The organism is Epilithonimonas sp. (genome assembly GCF_032054305.1).
In the GTDB taxonomy this organism is placed as follows: Bacteria; Bacteroidota; Bacteroidia; order Flavobacteriales; family Weeksellaceae; genus Epilithonimonas.
Window position 1 is genome coordinate 200,075 of the sequence record NZ_DAMBSX010000002.1, and the last position, 18,943, is coordinate 219,017.

Consider the following 18,943-nt stretch of genomic DNA (forward strand, 5'->3'; position numbering starts at 1 on the left):
GCGCCTTTGCGATAAAACTATTTATTACTTTTTCATCAACATCAACAATATCACAGGAATACCAAAGAATGTTGTGATGATATTAATCGGGAATTGGCTTAGTTCCGAAATAATCGAGAAAACCTGCATTATGAAAACACCCAAAATCATATTCAGTATCCATTGATGCCAAAGTTGTGTAGGCTTCCAAATCATTCTGCAAAAATGTGGAACAACAACTCCAATAAATAAAATAGGTCCTAAAAAAGCTGTAACCGAAGCAGAAAGTAGTGAAGATGCTACAATAATGCTGATTTTTAGTTTGGATTGACTAATTCCGAAACTCTGTGAGTAAGCAGTTCCAAGAGCATTTCCGATTAATGGTTTTATAGATTTGAAAGTAAAAATTAATCCAATAATAATTAAAATTGTAAGAATCAAAATTTGAATTAAACTTGCTTGATTATTTGCTCCAAAAGTCCAAAGCATATAATTCTTTAAACTTTGACTTTCCACATAAAACTGAAGAAAAGAAACAACAGCTCCAGCCAAAGCCGAAATCAAAAATCCGAAAATAATGATGAAACTTTTATCTCTGAATCGATTCGAAAATAACAGCAAAATCATCATCAGAACAATACTGCCAATGATTGATGATAAACTGATAAAACTATTCTGCAAAAAATCCGGAATCAGAATATTCTGTGAAAAGAAAATATAAAATGCGACAAATAAACTGGCAACCGAAGTGATTCCCAAAACATCAGGACCAGCTAAAGGATTTTTAAAATATTCCTGCAAAAGAAATCCGCTTGTAGGAATCGCAATTCCAGCCAAAAGCATTGCTAAAGCCCGATTAATCCTAAACCCTGCAATTTGAAAATTCTCAGATTCTGAATTGAAAAAATCAGAAAAACTAAGTTTTGCAAAACCAATATTGAGATTGATGAAAAACGCAATAATCGCCAAAACGATTATCAATATTACCAGAATAGGAAAGCGTTTCATCAAGAATTAATTTGTTATTTCAAAGATTTTTTCGGTCCGGAAATTCCTGCTTTTTCTTTATTCTCAACAATTTTTGCAGTGGAATTGTGAGCCAATAATTTTTCGATTTTCTGATTCAACATTTCTTCACTCATAGAACCAACGGTTTCGTCAGATTTATCACCTTTTCTAATTAAAGTAAAAGGAATTGCTTCTCCATTCCAAGACTGGAAATTTTGCTTGAAAAACTCTTGATTCAAAAGTGTTCCGTTCAAAAGAACAATATTTTCTCTGATGTTGTATTCATCTGCAAAATCGCTGACCGCTGACGCCCAATCGGATTTGTTATCAAGACTTACAAAAGTGAATTTGACAGGTTGATTAGCTAATTCTTCCATTTTTTTTCTGAAAAACGGTATCTCGTGCATACACGGTCCACACCAGGTTGCAAAGAAATTAGTCACATAAAGTGTATCGGAATGATGTGACTTTAAAACTGTTGAAATTTTTTCTGGAGATAATTCTTTCAGTTGCGCAACATCTGCTTCAGTTTTTGTAGGCTCAATTTTTATTGAATCTTCTTTTGCTTCTGTATCAGCAACTTTTTCATCATTTTTTTTACAAGCTAAAAAGCTGAGTGACAAAATGGAATATATCAGGAATTTTCTCATAGTTTTTATTTTATCTGGAATTGAAAACCAAGCGATGCTATTTAGATTTTTTCTTTTGTCAATTTTCATTAAATTTGATTCTTGACAATGGAGAATCAATTAACAATCGCAAATCAACCTCAGTTTCACAGGCTAAAAATAGCTAAAAAACGGCAATTGACAAAAAATACATTTGCTTTGGAATTGGAGATTGCTGAAGAGCTGAAGACGAAATATCAATATCAAGCCGGACAATATGTAACATTGAAATATCACTTCAATGAAAGAGAAATTCAGAATAATTATTCCTTTACATCAGCACCTTTTGAGGATAAAATTGAATTGGCAATTAAAATCAATGGCGACGAAAGTTCCACTAATTTTCTATTTCAGAATTATCATATTGGCGACGAAATCTCAGTAAGTGAACCTTTGGGACGATTTTTTATTCCTTCAAAGCCCAATGAGAAAAGGACAATTTTAGCGTTTGCTTCCGGAATTGGAATAACACCAATTTTGAGTCACATTAAGAATATCCTCCACGAAGAACAATTTACCAGAATTTTTCTTTTTTATGGGAACAAAAGTTATGAAAATATTGTTCTGAAGGAAGAATTGGAAGATTTACAAAAAGAAAATGCGGGAAGATTCGAAGTTTACTATTTTTTGTCACAGGAGCCAATTAAAGATAAATTGTTTCAAGGTCGCTTGGATGAAAAGAAAATTTCATTAATCATTAATCAGATTCTTCATCTCGACGAAGATGACGAAGAATCTACGATTTGGGACAGTACGGATAAGGTTTTGATTTGTGGTCCGGGTGCGATGATAAAATCTGTTGCCAATGCTTGTTACAGCCACGGAATTCCGAAAAAGAATATTCATTTTGAATTGTTTGAAGCTTTTAATGATGATATTTATCCAACTGAAAAAGAGTTTCCTTTGATTGAAAATGTGAATATCAAAATCAAATTCAATCATATTGAAAAGGACGGAATTGTTCTAAAAAATAATGAACGGAAAATCCTTCAACAGTTATTGGATTTAGGTTACAAATTGCCTTATTCCTGCAAATCCGGAATCTGTGGAAGCTGTCTTTGTTATCTGAAAAATGGAGAAGTTGATATGACAGAAGATGAATATTTGACTGAAAATGAAAAACGTCAGGGAAAAATTTTGCCTTGTGTTTCCATTGCAATGAGCAAAGATGTATATTTAGATTTTGATTTGTATAACTAATGTTGAAGAAGGTTGCTAATTTTGTGAAGATTATTTTCCGGCTTGTAGAGCTTGGGGTTTTGCTATTGATTTTAGCGAACTTCTGGGTTGTTGCTCTCACAAGTGGAAGAACTTATACAAAAATCAGCAAAGTTCCATCGAGAGATTGTGCTTTGGTTTTAGGAACTTCTCCTAAAATGCGTTCCGGTGTTGCTAACCCTTATTTTACGGCAAGAATGGATGCTGTTGGAACACTTTATCATCACGGAAAAATCAAAAAAATTATTGTCAGCGGTGAGAAAAGTGAAAATTATGATGAACCTGCTGCGATGAAACGTTTTTTAGTTTATACCGAAGGCGTTCCGGAAAATATTATTATTGAGGATCCGAAAGGTTTTAATACCCATAAAAGTATTTTACGTTGTAAAAATATTTATGGTCAAAAAAATGTGATTATCGTTTCACAAGGTTTTCATAACCTGAGAGCGCTATTTTTTGCTCGAAATAATGGAATGAATGCACTAGGTTTTGATGCGCAAGACGTAAGCAAAAACGAAAGTTTCTATAGAAATCACACCCGTGAATTTTTCGCAAGAGTTTTGGCTGTTTTCTATTATGTTTTGGGGATTTCTCCTGAAGAATAATATTCAATTTTATATAATTACTTGATAAATATTTCTCGATTTCCATCTTGGCAGATTCTTTGTAATTTATTTGTTAATACAGACAATGTATAACTTATAAAATCGAAGAAAATGAAAAATTCAATCAAAATAATTTTAGCTGCTTTTGCAATTAGTGTGGTATCTTGTGTTGCGTCAACGGATTCATATAGTTATAATAATGACCCTTATTCTATGGGTTATTCTGATGGTTATAGAGACGGTTATTATCAATCACCTGATGGTTATTGGTATGCTCCAAACGTGGTTTATCTGGATTATAATAACAATTATTACAGAAATGGAGTTGTGTATAATTCCAATTCCAGACTGCGAAATAACATTGTGATCTCACCAAAAAGAAACTCAATGCATAATGATAATATTAGAATTCAACCTGTTAGAAGCCAGAGAAATAGCGGAATGATCAATACCAATCAAAATAATGTGAGAACTCAACCTGCCACTGGAAATCAGAATAATATAAGAGTTCAGCCAACAAGAAGGAATCAGAATAATATCAGAACAACTCCGCAAAAACAGGTTCAACCTCAAATTGAAACCCGTTCCACCGAAAATAGCGGAAGACGAAAATAGAAAGAGCTGCAATTTGCAGCTCTTTTTGTGAAAGGATTTTAAGTTTTATTTGATTCTAAAAAAAAAATTATAGTATTTTTGTAAAAAATGTAGAGATGCTCGTGATAGGAATTGCCGGAGGAACAGGTTCCGGAAAAACAACCGTTGTTAACAAGATTCTTCAACAACTTAATTTAGAGGGCGTCAACGTGCTTTCTCAAGATAATTATTATCACGATAATCCTAATTTGACTTTGTCAGAAAGAGAAGTTCTCAATTATGACCACCCAAAATCAATTGATTTCGACTTGATGTTGCAGCATGTGAAAGCGCTTAAAAATCATCAAAGCATAGAACAACCAATTTATTCTTTCGTGACCCATTCCAGAACGGGTGACCACGTTACCGTTGAACCGAGAAATGTTTTGATTGTAGAAGGTATTTTGGTTTTGACGAGTAAAGAATTATTGAAAGAATTTGACCTAAAAGTTTTCGTTCACGCAGATTCAGATGAAAGATTGATCCGTAGAATTCGCAGAGACACACAGGAAAGAGGAAGAGATTTGCAGGAAGTTTTACACAGATATCAGACGACTTTGAAGCCGATGCATCAGGAATTTATCGAACCTTCTAAAAATGAGGCAGACCTGATTGTTCCCAATATGAAACAGAATTCTGTGGCAATTGACTTTTTAACGACTGTGATTAATAATTCGCTTAAAAAAGTTCATTAATCTTAATTCATTATGAAAGAACTCATCAAAGATATCAAGAAAAAATCGCCGACGCTTAAGTTTTTCCAGACTTATGTCTTCAACAAATACGTGCTGACATTGGTTGGATTTTTGGTGTGGATGATATTTTTTGACAGCACTTCTTTCTTGGTAATCAATGAGCTGAATGGCGAGATCAAACGTTATGAAAATCAACGAGAATTCTATAAAACGGAATATGAAAAGAATGACAAATTCTATCGTAAGCTGATGAACAACAAGCAGGAAAAAGAAAAATACGCCCGCGAAAATTACTTTATGAAAAAACCAAACGAGGAGATTTTCATATTGGTAGTAGACAGTTCTAAAATCGCAAAAAAATAATACAAATGAGTTTCATAGAAAATAAACTGGAAGATTGGGAAATGCTTGTTAAAAAGCAGCTCAAAACAGACTATATTTATGAAATTCTTTCCAAAGATAATCTGGAAAACATCATTGTAAAACCCTACTATCAAAATAATTCTGATACTAAAATTCTTCCAAAAGTAGAGGAAAGTACACATCTTGTTGCTGAATATCAGGATGGTTTGGACGAACAAGCTTTTGCTTTTCTTTTGAATGAAAATGTGGAAGGCTTGGATGAAAAAGCAATTTTTATCAATAATCCCGATTTATCTGAACATATTTTAACAGAAGAGAGCAATCGCTATTGTTCTTTGATCGATGTTTTTTCTGATGATAAAAATGCTGAAATCAAGGAACATTTAGCAGGCGAATTATTATCCAAAGCTTTTGAAAGGCAGATTTGTATCGACGTGAGTTTGCATCAAAATGCTGGTGCCTCTATCATTCAACAATTGTCTTTTGCTTTGGCGAAATCTAAAGAATTAGTAGAAAAATTTGATTCAGAGATTCTTGAAAAATTGGTTTTTCGATTTGCAATTGGTTCCAATTATTTTTTCGAAATCGCTAAAATCAGAGCTTTCAAATATCTATTTAATCAGCTTTCCAAAGAATTTGAGAAAGATTTGATTCCCTATATTTTTGCTGAAACTTCATTCAGAAACAAGGCTAAAAATGATGCAGAAAACAACCTGATTCGTTCCACTTTGGAACTCGCTTCTGCAATGATTGGAGGCGCCGATGCGGTTTTTTCCAATGATTATAAAATTGAAAATCAGACAGAACTTTCCAAAGAAATTTCTTTCAAACAACAGATTGTTCTAGCTTATGAAAGTATCATCAATGTTTTTGAAGATGCAACTTCCGGAAGTTATTTTGTAGAAGATATTACGCAGCAATTTGCAGAAAAATCTTGGAAATTGTTCCTTGAAATTGAAGAAAAAGGAGGTTATCTCCAATTCTTGAAATCAGGAGAAATCCAGAAAATGATTTTTGAGCAAGCTGTGAAAGAACAAAATTGGGTAGAGGAAGGGAAAATCAAATTAATCGGTGTTAATCTTTATCCTAAATTAGAAAAGAAAAAATCTGTAGAAGAACTTTACGATTTTAATGAAATCAAGGCTGTTCGTTTGGCTGAAATGTTTGAATGATGAAAGAACATTTTAAAGACCTTTTAGAATATAATTTACATTTTAATCAGTTATTGATTCAGAATTTTATGGAAAATAATTTGGTTTGGTCAGAGAAAAGTAAAAGCCTTCTCAATCATATTCTGAATGCGCATCAAATCTGGAATGCAAGAATCCTTAATCAAAGAACATTCGAAGTTTGGCAAATTAATTTTGATGAATCTTTGCTGAAAATCAATTCAGATAATTTTAATAATACTTTGGAAATCCTTAATCAAAAGGAATTGACAGAGATTATTTCTTACAAAAATTCAATAGGAAAAGAATTTAATAACACAATTCAAGAAGTGCTATTTCACTTTCTCAATCATTCGACTTATCATCGTGGGCAAATCGCACTATTGATGAAACAAGGTGGTTTGGAACCAATCAATACAGATTATATTTTCTACAAAAGAGATTTGTAAAATCCTCAATTTAAAATTACATTATTTTCAATTTTCGGAAATATTAATTCATAATTCGTAACTCTTAACTAAATCACTATCTTTGCAAAAATTTTAGAAAATGAGCGGAGACGGAAATCAATCAGGTAGAAACAGAAAACCAAGAACTTCTGGAGGTGGCAGACCTTCCGGAAACTCCCGTAGCTCAAGCGATAGTAGAGGAAATTCTGGAGGAAACAGACCAACAGGTAATTCTCGCGGACCTAAAACCAAAAGAGGTGCAGACCGATTTGACAGCCGTGACAAATATGAAAATGGCGATAGAAAATTTGGTCCTAAAAAAACTTTTAGCAGAGCCGAAAAAGACGAAGATAAAACTAGATCTTTTATTCAGAAAAGAAGATTCGAGAAAATAAGTAAGGAAGTTTTCAAAGATACCATCAGACTTAATAAATATATTGCGAATTCCGGAATCTGCAGTAGGAGAGAAGCGGATGAACTGATTACACAAGGTCTTGTGGAAGTGAACGGAAAAGTGGTAACAGAAATGGGTTACCAAGTTCAGAAAACCGATAGAGTTGTGTTTGACGGACAAAACATCACGCCGGAAAAACCTGTTTATGTTCTATTGAACAAACCAAAAGGTTATATCTCGACAACCAAAGATGATAAAGCCAGAAAAACGGTTATGGATCTGACTGCGAATGCTTCTCCATACAGAATTTTTCCGGTTGGAAGGTTGGACAGACAAACGACTGGGGTTATTCTTCTGACGAATGACGGTCATATGACGAAAAAGTTGACGCACCCGTCTTTCAATATGAGAAAAATCTATCACGTTACGCTGGACAGAAAATTGACTAACGATGATATGAAATCGATTGGTGAAGGAATCCGTTTGGAGGAAGGTGTTGCAGAAATCGACAGCATTTCTTTCATCGAAGGGAAACCTAAGAATGAAATCGGAATCGAAATTCATATTGGTTGGAACAGAGTTATCAGAAGAATTTTTCAAAAACTAGGTTACGAAGTGGAAGCGCTTGACAGAGTAATGTTTGCCGGACTGACCAAGAAAAATATCAAACGAGGACACTGGAGAATCCTTACGGAACAGGAGGTGAACAACTTGAAAATGTTATAAATCATAAGGCTGAAATTTTTCAGTCTTTTTTTATATTTATGTATGAGTAAAATTTATGTTTTCAGTGGTTTAGGTGTTGATAAAAGAGTTTTTGATAATATTAACTTTGAAACTTTGGATGTTGAATTTATAGATTGGATTAAACCTTTGGAAAATGAAAGTCTGGAAAATTATGCTCTTAGAATTTCGAAGAAAATTAATTATGTAAATCCAATTTTGATAGGATTATCTTTTGGTGGAATGTTAGCTGTTGAAATTTCCAAAATCATTAAAGTAAAGAAAGTCATTCTGATTGCTTCCGCAAAAAATAAATTTGAGCTTCCTTTTGTTTATAGATTATTTGGGAAATTGAATCTCATCAAGTTAATTCCAAAAAAGATTTTCAAACAACAAAACTCATTAACTAATTGGATTTTTGGAATTGAAACTGATTCTGAAAAACAACTTTTGAAAGAGATTTTGCAAGATACAGACCTTGATTTTTTCTCTTGGGCTATCAATGAAATCGCGAATTGGAAAAATGAAGCTTATCCTGAAAACTATTTTCATATTCATGGAAATAAGGATAGAATTATTCCAATCAAAAATGTGAAAGTTGGTTTTGTAATTGAAAATGGCGGACATTTTATGACAGTGAACAAAGCTGAAGAGATTGAAAATATTATAAAAAAAGCTTCTCAGATTTGAGAAGTTTTTGGTTTTATTTTATTTCATCATAAAAGAGAAGTCTATCATCCTTATCAAAACTAATGATTATAATTTCACGATTTTTAGCCTCATCATTATTGAAAAATATTGCTCTTGCAGGAAGTCCGGATTCTGGAGCTAGATTTGGATTCCAATAGAGTAGCTCTCGTGTGTCTTTTGTTACTTTTTTGTATGCATCGCTTGTAATATCTGGTTGCTCAAATTCAGCGGCTTTATCATAACCTCTCAAAATTGTTTTATTATTTTGTTCTTTTTTATTGTTTTTGTCATCAGCAAGCATATTTCCTCTTTTGGTATATATTGCTACAGCATTCCCAACCAATCCATCGTTTTTTAAGATTTTTACCATTGCAATATTGCTGACAGGAAGAGAATTGATCATACCAGCATCTACCGGCATTTCATCTAAAAATAATTGAGCTTGAGAGCCACGGATACTAGGAACATAGTTTCCTGAGTTATCCATTGTGAAAGTCAATCCTGCAGCTCTTCCTTGCAACCATTGCATAATATTGAGAGAAGCTTGGGCATCTTGATTTTCATTTACCAGATCAAAAATTGTAGCATTCATACTGCTGAATCTTCCACTTGATAATTCTTTGTCTAATTTTTCTTTTAAATCAACTTTTTTTGCTGTTACTTTTACTTCTTCAATAAGAGTTTCGTCATTAGCCGCTTTTAGAATCTGTTGATTTTTTTTATTCTGAAGTGCTTTTGCAACGTCAGAACTTACTTGAGAATTCTGTGCAGAATCTACCAAACGATAATTGGTAGCTGGCAAATTACCTTTGTAAATAATATTGTTAGTCAAAGGTTGGAAATAGATATTCACATTATCAGATTCCGAGACTTTGCTTTTATCCTGATTCAAGTAATAAGAAATAGTCAAAGGTTCATCAAAATAAATATTATTGAGATAGATAAAACCACCATCATCCGTTACAGCCTGGGAAATTCCTTTATCAGTTCCGCCTGTATTAAATAATAGATTGACACTTTTATTTGGAATGATCCGACCATTATTAGTTACTTTTCCTTTGAATGACAGATTGGATTCCGGCTTGTACTTGATTTCAGGCATTTTTCCAGCCAAAAGAGAATCCCAATCAAATCTTTTCCAACTCTCTGAAATCAACAAAGCATCCAAAGCATCTGTATTGGCATTCTTAGAAAAATACTGTGCAGGCGCAAAAATAGAAGATGGGAAATCGCCTGTCAGCCAAAGTGCACTTAAGATATTATTGTTATTTGTATTTTCGGTCTTAGTATTTTCTTTGACCAAAACCGTATAGCTCGGATAATCTGCATCAGGCTCTAACTCGAAACTGTTAAAAGCACGCGGGTCATTATTAAGAGAAGTAGAGGCAAAAGTTGGTTGCTCGATCACCAGATTTTTTGGCTTAACGAAACACAATCTTTTAGCAACAATTTCTTCTTTATCATTAAAAATCACCAACTGCAACACCGCATTTTTATCATCACTGATTTTTGTAGGAATTTTACTGGAGATCTCTGCTGAAGAATTTTTGATATTAGCTCTGTAAACCATTTGATTATTGATGATCCCGACAATGCTATGACCTTTCAGACCTTCCGGAAGATTATTACTTTTCAATGTATAATTGATTCCGCCGTTATCGCTTGCTATCTGAAGATTTATCCCGGCATTAGATACGGCTGGCAAAGCAATCGTTTGTTTAGTTCCTTTGTTGTCTTCAACAATGACTTTGTAGTTTTTACCGGCTTTTGGTGTTAGAGTAAAAGCACTGACGTTTTGGTCAAATCCTTTAAAGCTTACTAATTTCTCAGCAGGTTTTTCAGTATCGATAACATAACCACTCCAACTTGCTGGTGGAACGCCTTGAGATAATAGTCTTACAGCAAATTTAGTATTAATATTCTCAATAAAAGTTCCACTTTCCGGAAAAGCATTAGCCGTCCATTTGGTATTTTTATCAAGAACTAATCTTTGTTCAGATTTTGGATTATAAATCGGAACTTGCTTCATAAAATTGAATTCCTCTGGAAAATTAGCCATCCAAGCTGTATAAGCTCGGAAGTAATAGACATCTTCCTTCAAAGCTTCAGTCAAAGCAAAAGAACCATCGCCTTCACCATTTTTCAGAGCAATTGTTCTTTTATCTACCAGATTTTTGCTGCGGTCATATAACTCTACAAACAGCGTATTAGAAATAGTTGAACGTCTATAACCATCGAACACAAAAGATTTGAAATAGATATTATCTCCAACAACGTAACTGTCTTTATCCAGAAGAACATAGGCTTTCTCCTGCGTATAATTTTGTTCCAGATTCTGAATAGCTTTATCTATTCTTCCCTGAGCTTTAAACGGCAAAATTCCAACAACATAAATAAAAAAAATAAAGATTTTTTTCATATCAAAAAGCTTCATAAATATTAATTTTAATTTCTTTCTGCAAATTAATTAAACAAAAGAAAACCCTCGACATTTGTCAAGGGTTTTATATAATTTTTAACAAGGATTCTATTAAATTTCTTTCAAAATCTTATTCAAAGTTTCAGAAGGTCTCATCGCTTTGTCAGTTTTCTCGAAATCTGGTCTGTAATAACCATCGATTTCCTGAGCTTTACCTTGAGAACCAATCAATTCTTCATTGATTTTGCTTTCGTTCTCTGTCAAAGCTTTTGCAACAGGCGCAAATTTCGCAGCGATGTCAGCATCTTTAGTTTGGTTTGCTAAAGCTTCCGCCCAATAAGTTGCCAAATAGAAATGTGAACCTCTGTTATCAATTGTACCTAATTTTCTTCCTGGAGATTTGTCTTCTGCCAGGAATTTTGCGTTTGCCTCATCCAAGGCATCAGCTAAGATTTGAGCTTTTGTATTGTCTTGTGTTTGTGCCAAATGCTCTAAAGAAGCTTGCAACGCCAGGAATTCACCAAGAGAATCCCATCTCAAATAACCTTCTTCGATAAACTGTTCGATGTGTTTCGGCGCAGAACCCCCAGCTCCTGTTTCGAACAATCCGCCACCGTTCATCAATGGGACGATTGACAACATTTTCGCAGAAGTTCCTAGTTCTAAAATAGGGAAAAGGTCGGTCAAATAATCTCTCAACACGTTTCCAGAAACAGAAATGGTGTCTTTGCCTTCTCTTGCTCTTTGCAAAGTTTCGGTCATCGCATCTTTCACATCAAGGATTTTGATATCTAATCCGGTTGTGTCGTGGTCAGCCAAATATTTATTAACCTTTTTAATCATTTCTCTGTCGTGCGCTCTTGCTTGGTCTAGCCAAAAAATCGCAGGAGTTTCAGACAATCTAGCTCTGTTTACAGCCAATTTTACCCAATCCTGAATTGGTGCATCCTTGGTTTGACACATTCTGAAGATGTCAGATTTCTCCACTTTTTGCTCAAGTAAAGTATTTCCATTTTCGTCAAGAACTTTGATAGTTCCGTCCGTCTCAGCTTGGAAAGTTTTATCGTGAGAACCATATTCTTCGGCTTTTTGAGCCATCAAACCAACATTCGGAACAGAACCCATTGTTGTTGGGTCAAGTGCTCCGTTTTTCTTCATATCATCGATTGCAGCTTGATAAAAACCTGCGTATGAACGGTCTGGAATAATTGCAACTGTATCATCTTCTGCACCAGCTTTGTCCCACATTTTTCCGCCATTTCTGATCAATGCTGCCATAGACGCATCAACGATGATGTCAGAAGGGACGTGGAAATTCGTGATGCCTTTGTCGGAATTTACCATTGCTACTTTTGGACCTTCAGAAAGAACTTTGTCGATATCAGCTTTGATTTCTGCTTCCTGAGGGATTCCAGCGATTTTATCGTAAAGATTTTGCAATCCGTTGTTTGGATTGATGTCTAGAGATTTGAAAATCTCAGCATATTTAGAGAAAACATCTTTGAAAAAAGTCTCAACAATTGCTCCGAAGATAATTGGATCGGAGATTTTCATCATCGTTGCTTTCAAATGCGCCGAAAGGATTACGCCTCTTTGTTTTGCTTCATCGATTGCAGTTTGTACAAACGCTTTCAATGAATTGAGATTCATTACAGAAGAATCAATTACTTCTCCAGCTTTAAGGTTTGCGAAATCTTTCAGAACTTTTTGAGAACCATCATTCCCGAAGAATACAATTCTGAATTTAGAATCGTTTTCAACAGTCGTAGAAGTTTCAGTCCCGTAGAAATCGCCGCTGTTCATATGGGCCACGTCGGTTTTGCTGTCAGATGCCCAAGCGCCCATTTTGTGAGGGTTTGCTTTAGCATAATTTTTAACTGCTTTCGGTGCACGTCTGTCAGAGTTTCCTTCTCTTAGAACAGGATTCACTGCAGAACCAAGAACTTTTGCATATTTAGCTTTGATTGCTTTTTCCTCATCATTTTTTGGTTCAGCAGGATAGTTTGGAACTGCGAAACCTTTAGCTTGTAATTCTGCAATTGCTTCTTCTAATTGAGGAGCAGATGCAGAGATATTGGGTAATTTAATAATGTTTGCATCGGGAGTTGTCGCCATTTCGCCCAATTCTGCTAAAGCATCTCCAATCTTTTGGTCATCATTCAAAAACTCTGGAAAGTTGGCCAGGATTCTGCCTGAAAGTGAAATGTCTTTTGGAACGATGTTAACATCTGCAACAGAAGTGAAAGCCTGAACGATAGGCAAAAAAGAATGTGTTGCCAACATCGGCGCTTCATCCGTAAGCGTGTAGATAATTTTTGATTTTTCTGACATTATAGTATTTGATTTTATTTACTGTTTTTTCAAAACATACAAATTTAGGGATTTTTGTTAAATTTGAATAGTGATTTATAACATATCAAGTTAAAAGTTTATTAAAATCTTAATTAATTTTTGATTAAAAAAAATCTAAAGATTAACTTTGAAGAAAATATAAAACAATGTCACAAATTACATTCAAAGGAAATCCTATCAATACAGTTGGGACTTTGCCGGAAGTTGGAACTATCGCTCAGGAATTCACATTAGTCGGAGCTGATCTATCAGAAAAGCATTTGGCTGATTATACCGGAAAAAAAGTATTACTGAATATCTTCCCAAGCATCGACACAGGCGTTTGCGCTGCATCTGCAAGAGAATTCAACAAAGAAGCAAGTTCTTTGGAAAATACCGTTGTCATCAACGTTTCCAGAGATCTACCTTTTGCATTGAATAGATTTTGCGCAGCAGAAGGTCTTGACAATGTAGAAGTATTGTCAGATTTCAGGGGGAATTTTGGAGAAGATTATGGTGTGACTTTGGACGATTCTCCATTGAGAGGTTTGCTAAGTAGAGCAGTTGTAGTTTTGGATGAGTCAGGCACTGTAATTTACACAGAACAAGTTCCGGAAATTGGACAAGAACCAAATTATACAGAAGCTGTAAACGCTTTGAAATAATTTCTGAATAAAATTATTCTTTTATAACGGGAAATCTATTATTTTAGATTTTCCGTTTTTATTTTATGGACATATTAAAAAGTATCTATCAGCATCCCGCATTTTCTGAAGAAGACCTTAATCTTATCTTCGAAAAGCATGAAAAATTACATTTCAAGAAAGGCGAATTTTTCCTAAAAGAAAATGAAGTTTCGAATGAATATTTCGTTTTAGAAACGGGCGTTGCGCGATCATTCGTTTTTGACATTGATAATAATGATATCACGATCAATTTCTTTACAGAATTTGATATTATTATAGAAGCCTCATCTATTTTTCAGAGAATTCCGTCGATAGAAAACATTCAGGCGGAGACAGATTGTACTGTTTGGAAAATAAATTATGATGATTTTCAGGAATTATTTTTGACAATTCCCGCACTTACGGAATGGGGAAGAGCGTGGATGTCTTATCAATTATTCTATCTCAAAAATCGTTCTGTTGAGATGATAACCAAATCAGCAACAGAGCGTTATCTGGACTTAATTCAGGAAAAACCTGATGCCCTGAAATTTGTGCCACTTAAAAACATAGCTTCTTATCTGGGAATTACGGATACATCTCTCAGCAGGATCAGAAAAGAGATTGTGAAAGGATAACAAAAAAATCAGCAATATAACTGCTGATTTTTTATTTTATATCTGAGTTAATTTCCGTTTTTCAGATTTTGCCTTTGAATTTTTTTATAAATAAAGTTTGACATCAGAACACTTATTTCATAAAGTATGACCAGTGGGAGGGCTGCTGCCATCATACTTAGAACGTCAGCAGGTGTAATGATCGCTGCAACCACCATTATCAGAACAATAGCGTGTCGTCTGTAAGTTCTGAGGAATTTTGGTGTCAGTATTCCAATTGATGTCAAAATATAAACAGCAATTGGAAATAGAAACACAACACCCATCCCAAGAGTGACCTGTAAGAATAGAGTAGTATAATCTGACAGATCGAAAAGCTGAACGATATTATCCGAAACTTTGAACAACAATCCGAAATTGATCGCGAATGGCAATATCAGAAAATAGCCCGTCAAAACACCGCACATAAAGAGGATCCAAATAGAATTAATATAGAAAATAGAATTCTTTTTTTCTTTAGGCATCAATGCCGGACTTATGAATTTCCAAATTTCCCAAACGATGTAAGGAAAAGCTAAAACCAATCCTGAGAAAATAGAAACCGCCATCATGACATTGAACTGTTGAAACAACTGCTTCTGCTGAACACTGAACTGTGCCGGTAAAACAAAACTGTCATTGCCCGTCAGCTCTCTGGAAAAATGATTCACAATCCGGAACGTCAAGAAATCATTTCTTGTAGGCCCGAAAAAAATATGGTCCATTACCCAATTGATATTGAAGCCGACAATGACCGCCAAAATAACAATTGCGAGAATAGACCTTACCAAATGTGCTCTTAGTTCTCCGATATGTCCAAGAAAGGACATTTCCTTTTCTTCACTCATTATTTTATAAAGATAAATGATTATTGATGAATGATTTTAATTGATTCCTTCGTCCAATAAAGTATGGATATCAATGATTCCGTAATATTTCCCGCCGTTTGTAACGATTAATTGACCAATATTATATTGTTTCAAAATTTGCATGGCTTCTTTTGCGAGATTATCCTTATCGATGCTTTTAGGATTTTTGCTGATGATGTCAGAAGCTTTTACTCTGGAAATATCATCCTGGTCAAGGAGCATTCTTCTGATATCTCCGTCCGTGATCACGCCGACAATGGTTTCGTTTTCAATAACAACAGTTATCCCGTGTTTTGAGCCACTTACTGATATGATAACATCTCTGATGCTTGATTCCGGAGAAACTTCCGGCTTATTCTGAGAAACAAATTGCTCCACTTTTGCCGTCAGATTTTTACCAAGACTTCCACCAGGATGAAACTTCGCAAAATCAATATCCTTAAAACCTTTCAGTTCCATCAAACAAACCGCCAAAGCATCGCCAAGAGCCATTTGAACTGTTGTAGAACTGGTTGGTGCCAGTTTATTTGGGCAAGCTTCTTTGTCAACGTGGGTATTCAGAATAATATCAGACACTTTTCCAAGTTTACTTTCCGGATTTCCTGTCATTCCGATCAAAACAGAAGAATACTCTTTCAGAAACGGTAAAAGATTAACGATCTCCGGAGAATTTCCGGAATATGAAATGCACAAAACAATATCCTGTTTCTGAATCACTCCCAAATCTCCGTGAATAGCCTCTGCTGCATGTAAAAACTGAGAAGGTGTTCCTGTAGAGTTAAGCGTTGCAACAATTTTGTTTCCAACGTGCGCAGATTTTCCAATGCCAACGACAATCAGTTTTCCTTTTGACTCATTAATCGCCAAAACGCTTTTGACAAAGCTGTCATTTAATCTGTCACGCAGTTTTTGCAATTCGTTAATTTCTATATCTAATGCCTGATGGGCATTGGAAATGATTTCTTTTGGATTCAAAACTTTTAAAAATGTTTGATTATTTTTTTAAATAATATTTATTTTGTATCTTCACGCTAATATTTTTAACAAGGAATGAAGTTTTCGGGCTTCATTTTTTTATCCACTGAAATCAAGGATTTTCTTGTTATATCTTTAGTCGTATAACTTTCAACAAAATGCAAATTTAGCAAACAATATCTTAAGGATGGACACAAAAGACATCAACTTATCTGCAGAACTGAAAAAATATTTTGGTTTTTCCAAGTTCAAGGGACAGCAGGAACAGATTATCAAAACTCTTTTGGCGAATAATGATGTGTTTGTATTGATGCCGACAGGAGGCGGGAAATCTCTTTGTTATCAGCTGCCAGCACTTATTTCGGAAGGGACAGCTATCGTTGTTTCTCCTCTGATTGCATTAATGAAAAACCAGGTTGACGCTGTTAATGGGCTGTCATCGGATGAAGGTGTGGCCCACGTTCTTAATTCTTCTCTCAATAAGTCACAGACAAAGCAAGTTATGGATGATATAACAGCTGGCAAAACCAAGTTGTTGTATGTTGCTCCGGAATCTCTCATCAAAGAAGAATATCTCGAGTTTCTTAAAGAGGTCAAAATTTCTTTTGTTGCCATTGACGAAGCGCATTGTATCTCGGAATGGGGACACGATTTCCGCCCGGAATATAGAAATCTGAAAGGCATTATCGATAAAATTGCCGATGTGCCTGTCATCGCTTTAACTGCGACCGCAACACCTAAAGTACAAGACGATATTCAAAAAACTTTGGGAATGAACAATGCTTCTGTCTTCAAAGAAAGCTTCAACAGAGCCAATTTGTTCTATGAGATTCGTCCAAAAGTGAACGTGGATAAAGAGATAGTAAAATTCATCAATCAACATAAAGGGAAATCTGGGATCGTCTATTGCCTTAGCCGAAGAAAAGTAGAAGAATTTGCTCAGCTTTTGCAGGTCAATGGCATTAACGCCTTACCTTACCACGCAGGTCTGGATCAAAAAACAAGAGTTCTCCATCAGGATAAATTCTTAATGGAAGAGGCGGACGTAATTGTTGCAACCATAGCTTTCGGAATGGGAATCGATAAACCTGACGTTAGATTTGTGATCCATTATGATATTCCGAAATCTCTGGAAAGTTATTATCAGGAAACCGGACGTGCAGGCAGAGACGGAGGCGAAGGTTATTGCCTGGCATTTTATGATCCTAAGGATATTGAAAAATTAGAAAAGTTTTTAGCTCAAAAACCTGTTTCCGAAAGAGAGATCGGACTTCAATTGCTGAATGAAGTGGTTGGCTACGCCGAAACATCGATGAGCAGGAGACAGTATCTTCTTTATTACTTTGGGGAAAAATTCGACCCGATAAAAGGCGAAGGCGCAAAGATGTGCGACAATTCACAAAATCCACCAAAACTGAAAGATGCGACACAAGACCTGAAAAAAGTTTTGACAATGATCAAGTCTTTGGGTGAAAAATTCCGTACTAAAGATCTGATCTCCATTATTGCAGGAAAAGAATCTGCTGTTACCAAATCCTACAAATTGGAACAAACTGATTTTTTTGGTTTTGGAAAAACAGAAAGCGACAATTATTGGAAATCGATTATCAGACAGGCCACCGTACAGGACTATCTGAAAAAAGATATTGAAACCTATGGTGTTTTGAAGCTTTCTGAAAAAGGAAAAGAGGTCATTGACGGTAAATCTAAAAGTACCTTCCAGATTGCCGAAGACAGGGAATATGACTTGTCTCAAATCAAATCCAAAGCAGATAGTGAACAAGTACAGACCCAATCAGGAGGAGGACTTGATCAGTTATTATTTGGGCAATTGAAAGAACTTCGTAGAACTGTAGCCAAAAAACACGGGATTCCACCGTATACGGTTTTTATGGATCCAAGTTTGGAAGATATGACTGTCCAATATCCGATAACCGTTGAAGAAGTGGCAAAGATCTATGGTGTAGGTGAAGGTAAAGCGAGAAAATACGGGAAAGAATTTGCTGATTTTATCAAAAAATATGTTGAGGACAATGATATAGAAAGAACTCAGGATATGGTAATGAAACAAGTGGCAAACAAATCCAGCCACAAAGTTTTTATCATTCAGAATACAGATAAGAAAATAGATCTGGAAGATATCGCAAAAGCAAAACATCTTTCTATGACGGACCTTCTTTCTGAAATGGAAAGTATCATCTATCAGGGCACAAAACTTAATATCGATTATTATATTGATGAAAATTTTGATGAAGATATTGTCGAAGAATTTATGGACTTCATGAAAAATTCTGAAAGTGACAGTATGAAAACTTTGCTTGCAGAATATGGTGATGATCTGACGGATGAAGAAGTGAGAATCCTCAGAATCAAATTCATAAGTGATGTAGCCAACTAGAATATAATAAAATGTCGGATTTTTTTTCGACATTTT

At 34.8% G+C, this 18,943-nt stretch carries 18 protein-coding genes; 12 read left to right on the forward strand and 6 right to left on the reverse strand.

Annotation, left to right across the window (positions count from 1 at the left end):
- Nucleotides 1-24 precede the first annotated feature (24 nt).
- Complete coding sequence (locus RTX21_RS04845) at nucleotides 25-987, reverse strand: iron chelate uptake ABC transporter family permease subunit (RefSeq protein ID WP_312765706.1); 963 nt, start codon at nucleotides 985-987, stop codon at nucleotides 25-27.
- Nucleotides 988-1,001: 14 nt separating this feature from the next.
- On the reverse strand, nucleotides 1,002-1,706 hold the full coding sequence (locus tag RTX21_RS04850; protein WP_312765707.1) for a TlpA disulfide reductase family protein: 705 nt from the start codon (nucleotides 1,704-1,706) through the stop codon (nucleotides 1,002-1,004).
- 18 nt (nucleotides 1,707-1,724) lie between these two features.
- On the opposite strand from RTX21_RS04850, the gene RTX21_RS04855 reads away from it, so the two are divergent.
- From RTX21_RS04855 to RTX21_RS04895, 9 genes are all read left to right on the forward strand, one after another.
- A complete protein-coding gene (locus RTX21_RS04855) occupies nucleotides 1,725-2,855 on the forward strand; it encodes a 2Fe-2S iron-sulfur cluster-binding protein (protein ID WP_312765708.1) in 1,131 nt (376 codons plus the stop codon).
- Entirely contained in the window at nucleotides 2,855-3,478 is a 624-nt protein-coding gene (locus RTX21_RS04860; protein ID WP_312765710.1) for an ElyC/SanA/YdcF family protein, read from the forward strand. Before RTX21_RS04855 ends, RTX21_RS04860 begins: the two co-directional genes overlap by 1 nt.
- Before the next feature lie 111 nt (nucleotides 3,479-3,589).
- The gene (locus tag RTX21_RS04865; RefSeq protein WP_312765712.1) at nucleotides 3,590-4,093 is read left to right on the forward strand and encodes a hypothetical protein; all 504 of its coding nucleotides are present in this window, start codon (nucleotides 3,590-3,592) and stop codon (nucleotides 4,091-4,093) included.
- A 95-nt stretch (nucleotides 4,094-4,188) separates the two neighbouring features.
- Complete coding sequence (udk, locus tag RTX21_RS04870) at nucleotides 4,189-4,806, forward strand: uridine kinase (RefSeq protein ID WP_074234746.1); 618 nt, start codon at nucleotides 4,189-4,191, stop codon at nucleotides 4,804-4,806.
- Between the two features lie 12 nt (nucleotides 4,807-4,818).
- Nucleotides 4,819-5,169 carry a septum formation initiator family protein gene (locus RTX21_RS04875; RefSeq protein ID WP_089873957.1) on the forward strand — a complete coding sequence of 117 codons (351 nt, stop codon included), beginning with the start codon at nucleotides 4,819-4,821 and terminating at the stop codon, nucleotides 5,167-5,169.
- A gap of 5 nt (nucleotides 5,170-5,174) precedes the next feature.
- A complete protein-coding gene (locus tag RTX21_RS04880) occupies nucleotides 5,175-6,341 on the forward strand; it encodes a methylmalonyl-CoA mutase family protein (protein WP_312765715.1) in 1,167 nt (388 codons plus the stop codon).
- Nucleotides 6,338-6,787, forward strand: coding sequence for a DinB family protein (locus tag RTX21_RS04885; protein ID WP_312765716.1), 450 nt, complete (start codon nucleotides 6,338-6,340; stop codon nucleotides 6,785-6,787). Before RTX21_RS04880 ends, RTX21_RS04885 begins: the two co-directional genes overlap by 4 nt.
- Nucleotides 6,788-6,887: 100 nt before the next feature.
- Nucleotides 6,888-7,907, forward strand: a complete 1,020-nt coding sequence (locus RTX21_RS04890; RefSeq protein ID WP_312765717.1) for a pseudouridine synthase — start codon at nucleotides 6,888-6,890, stop codon at nucleotides 7,905-7,907.
- 42 nt (nucleotides 7,908-7,949) lie between these two features.
- Nucleotides 7,950-8,594: an alpha/beta hydrolase gene (locus tag RTX21_RS04895; protein WP_312765718.1), complete on the forward strand. Its 645-nt coding sequence runs from the start codon at nucleotides 7,950-7,952 to the stop codon at nucleotides 8,592-8,594.
- Nucleotides 8,595-8,607: 13 nt separating this feature from the next.
- Here the strand turns inward: RTX21_RS04895 and RTX21_RS04900 are convergent, their stop codons facing one another.
- Both RTX21_RS04900 and RTX21_RS04905 read right to left on the reverse strand, forming a co-directional pair.
- Nucleotides 8,608-11,013, reverse strand: a complete 2,406-nt coding sequence (locus RTX21_RS04900; RefSeq protein ID WP_312765719.1) for a hypothetical protein — start codon at nucleotides 11,011-11,013, stop codon at nucleotides 8,608-8,610.
- A 111-nt stretch (nucleotides 11,014-11,124) separates the two neighbouring features.
- Nucleotides 11,125-13,344, reverse strand: a complete 2,220-nt coding sequence (locus RTX21_RS04905; RefSeq protein ID WP_312765720.1) for an NADP-dependent isocitrate dehydrogenase — start codon at nucleotides 13,342-13,344, stop codon at nucleotides 11,125-11,127.
- 167 nt (nucleotides 13,345-13,511) lie between these two features.
- Between RTX21_RS04905 and tpx the strand changes: the two genes are divergently transcribed.
- A complete protein-coding gene (tpx, locus tag RTX21_RS04910) occupies nucleotides 13,512-14,009 on the forward strand; it encodes a thiol peroxidase (protein ID WP_312765721.1) in 498 nt (165 codons plus the stop codon).
- A 65-nt stretch (nucleotides 14,010-14,074) separates the two neighbouring features.
- Nucleotides 14,075-14,647 carry a Crp/Fnr family transcriptional regulator gene (locus tag RTX21_RS04915; protein ID WP_312765723.1) on the forward strand — a complete coding sequence of 191 codons (573 nt, stop codon included), beginning with the start codon at nucleotides 14,075-14,077 and terminating at the stop codon, nucleotides 14,645-14,647.
- A gap of 47 nt (nucleotides 14,648-14,694) precedes the next feature.
- Here RTX21_RS04915 and tatC read toward each other — a convergent pair whose 3' ends face one another.
- Together tatC and RTX21_RS04925 are read right to left on the reverse strand one after the other, a co-directional pair.
- The gene (gene tatC / locus RTX21_RS04920; protein ID WP_312765725.1) at nucleotides 14,695-15,513 is read right to left on the reverse strand and encodes a twin-arginine translocase subunit TatC; all 819 of its coding nucleotides are present in this window, start codon (nucleotides 15,511-15,513) and stop codon (nucleotides 14,695-14,697) included.
- A gap of 36 nt (nucleotides 15,514-15,549) precedes the next feature.
- The gene (locus tag RTX21_RS04925) at nucleotides 15,550-16,509 is read right to left on the reverse strand and encodes a KpsF/GutQ family sugar-phosphate isomerase (protein ID WP_312765726.1); all 960 of its coding nucleotides are present in this window, start codon (nucleotides 16,507-16,509) and stop codon (nucleotides 15,550-15,552) included.
- A gap of 187 nt (nucleotides 16,510-16,696) precedes the next feature.
- On the opposite strand from RTX21_RS04925, the gene recQ reads away from it, so the two are divergent.
- The gene (recQ, locus tag RTX21_RS04930; protein WP_312765727.1) at nucleotides 16,697-18,907 is read left to right on the forward strand and encodes a DNA helicase RecQ; all 2,211 of its coding nucleotides are present in this window, start codon (nucleotides 16,697-16,699) and stop codon (nucleotides 18,905-18,907) included.
- The last annotated feature ends 36 nt before the right edge of the window (nucleotides 18,908-18,943 follow it).

Coding starts and splice junctions, on each gene's coding strand:
- RTX21_RS04845 (WP_312765706.1), bottom strand. CDS start 987: ATGAAACGCTTTCCTATTCTGGTAATATTGATAATCGTTTTGGCGATT.
- RTX21_RS04850 (WP_312765707.1), bottom strand. CDS start 1,706: ATGAAAATTGACAAAAGAAAAAATCTAAATAGCATCGCTTGGTTTTCA.
- RTX21_RS04855 (WP_312765708.1), top strand. CDS start 1,725: ATGGAGAATCAATTAACAATCGCAAATCAACCTCAGTTTCACAGGCTA.
- RTX21_RS04860 (WP_312765710.1), top strand. CDS start 2,855: ATGTTGAAGAAGGTTGCTAATTTTGTGAAGATTATTTTCCGGCTTGTA.
- RTX21_RS04865 (WP_312765712.1), top strand. CDS start 3,590: ATGAAAAATTCAATCAAAATAATTTTAGCTGCTTTTGCAATTAGTGTG.
- udk (WP_074234746.1), top strand. CDS start 4,189: ATGCTCGTGATAGGAATTGCCGGAGGAACAGGTTCCGGAAAAACAACC.
- RTX21_RS04875 (WP_089873957.1), top strand. CDS start 4,819: ATGAAAGAACTCATCAAAGATATCAAGAAAAAATCGCCGACGCTTAAG.
- RTX21_RS04880 (WP_312765715.1), top strand. CDS start 5,175: ATGAGTTTCATAGAAAATAAACTGGAAGATTGGGAAATGCTTGTTAAA.
- RTX21_RS04885 (WP_312765716.1), top strand. CDS start 6,338: ATGATGAAAGAACATTTTAAAGACCTTTTAGAATATAATTTACATTTT.
- RTX21_RS04890 (WP_312765717.1), top strand. CDS start 6,888: ATGAGCGGAGACGGAAATCAATCAGGTAGAAACAGAAAACCAAGAACT.
- RTX21_RS04895 (WP_312765718.1), top strand. CDS start 7,950: ATGAGTAAAATTTATGTTTTCAGTGGTTTAGGTGTTGATAAAAGAGTT.
- RTX21_RS04900 (WP_312765719.1), bottom strand. CDS start 11,013: ATGAAAAAAATCTTTATTTTTTTTATTTATGTTGTTGGAATTTTGCCG.
- RTX21_RS04905 (WP_312765720.1), bottom strand. CDS start 13,344: ATGTCAGAAAAATCAAAAATTATCTACACGCTTACGGATGAAGCGCCG.
- tpx (WP_312765721.1), top strand. CDS start 13,512: ATGTCACAAATTACATTCAAAGGAAATCCTATCAATACAGTTGGGACT.
- RTX21_RS04915 (WP_312765723.1), top strand. CDS start 14,075: ATGGACATATTAAAAAGTATCTATCAGCATCCCGCATTTTCTGAAGAA.
- tatC (WP_312765725.1), bottom strand. CDS start 15,513: ATGAGTGAAGAAAAGGAAATGTCCTTTCTTGGACATATCGGAGAACTA.
- recQ (WP_312765727.1), top strand. CDS start 16,697: ATGGACACAAAAGACATCAACTTATCTGCAGAACTGAAAAAATATTTT.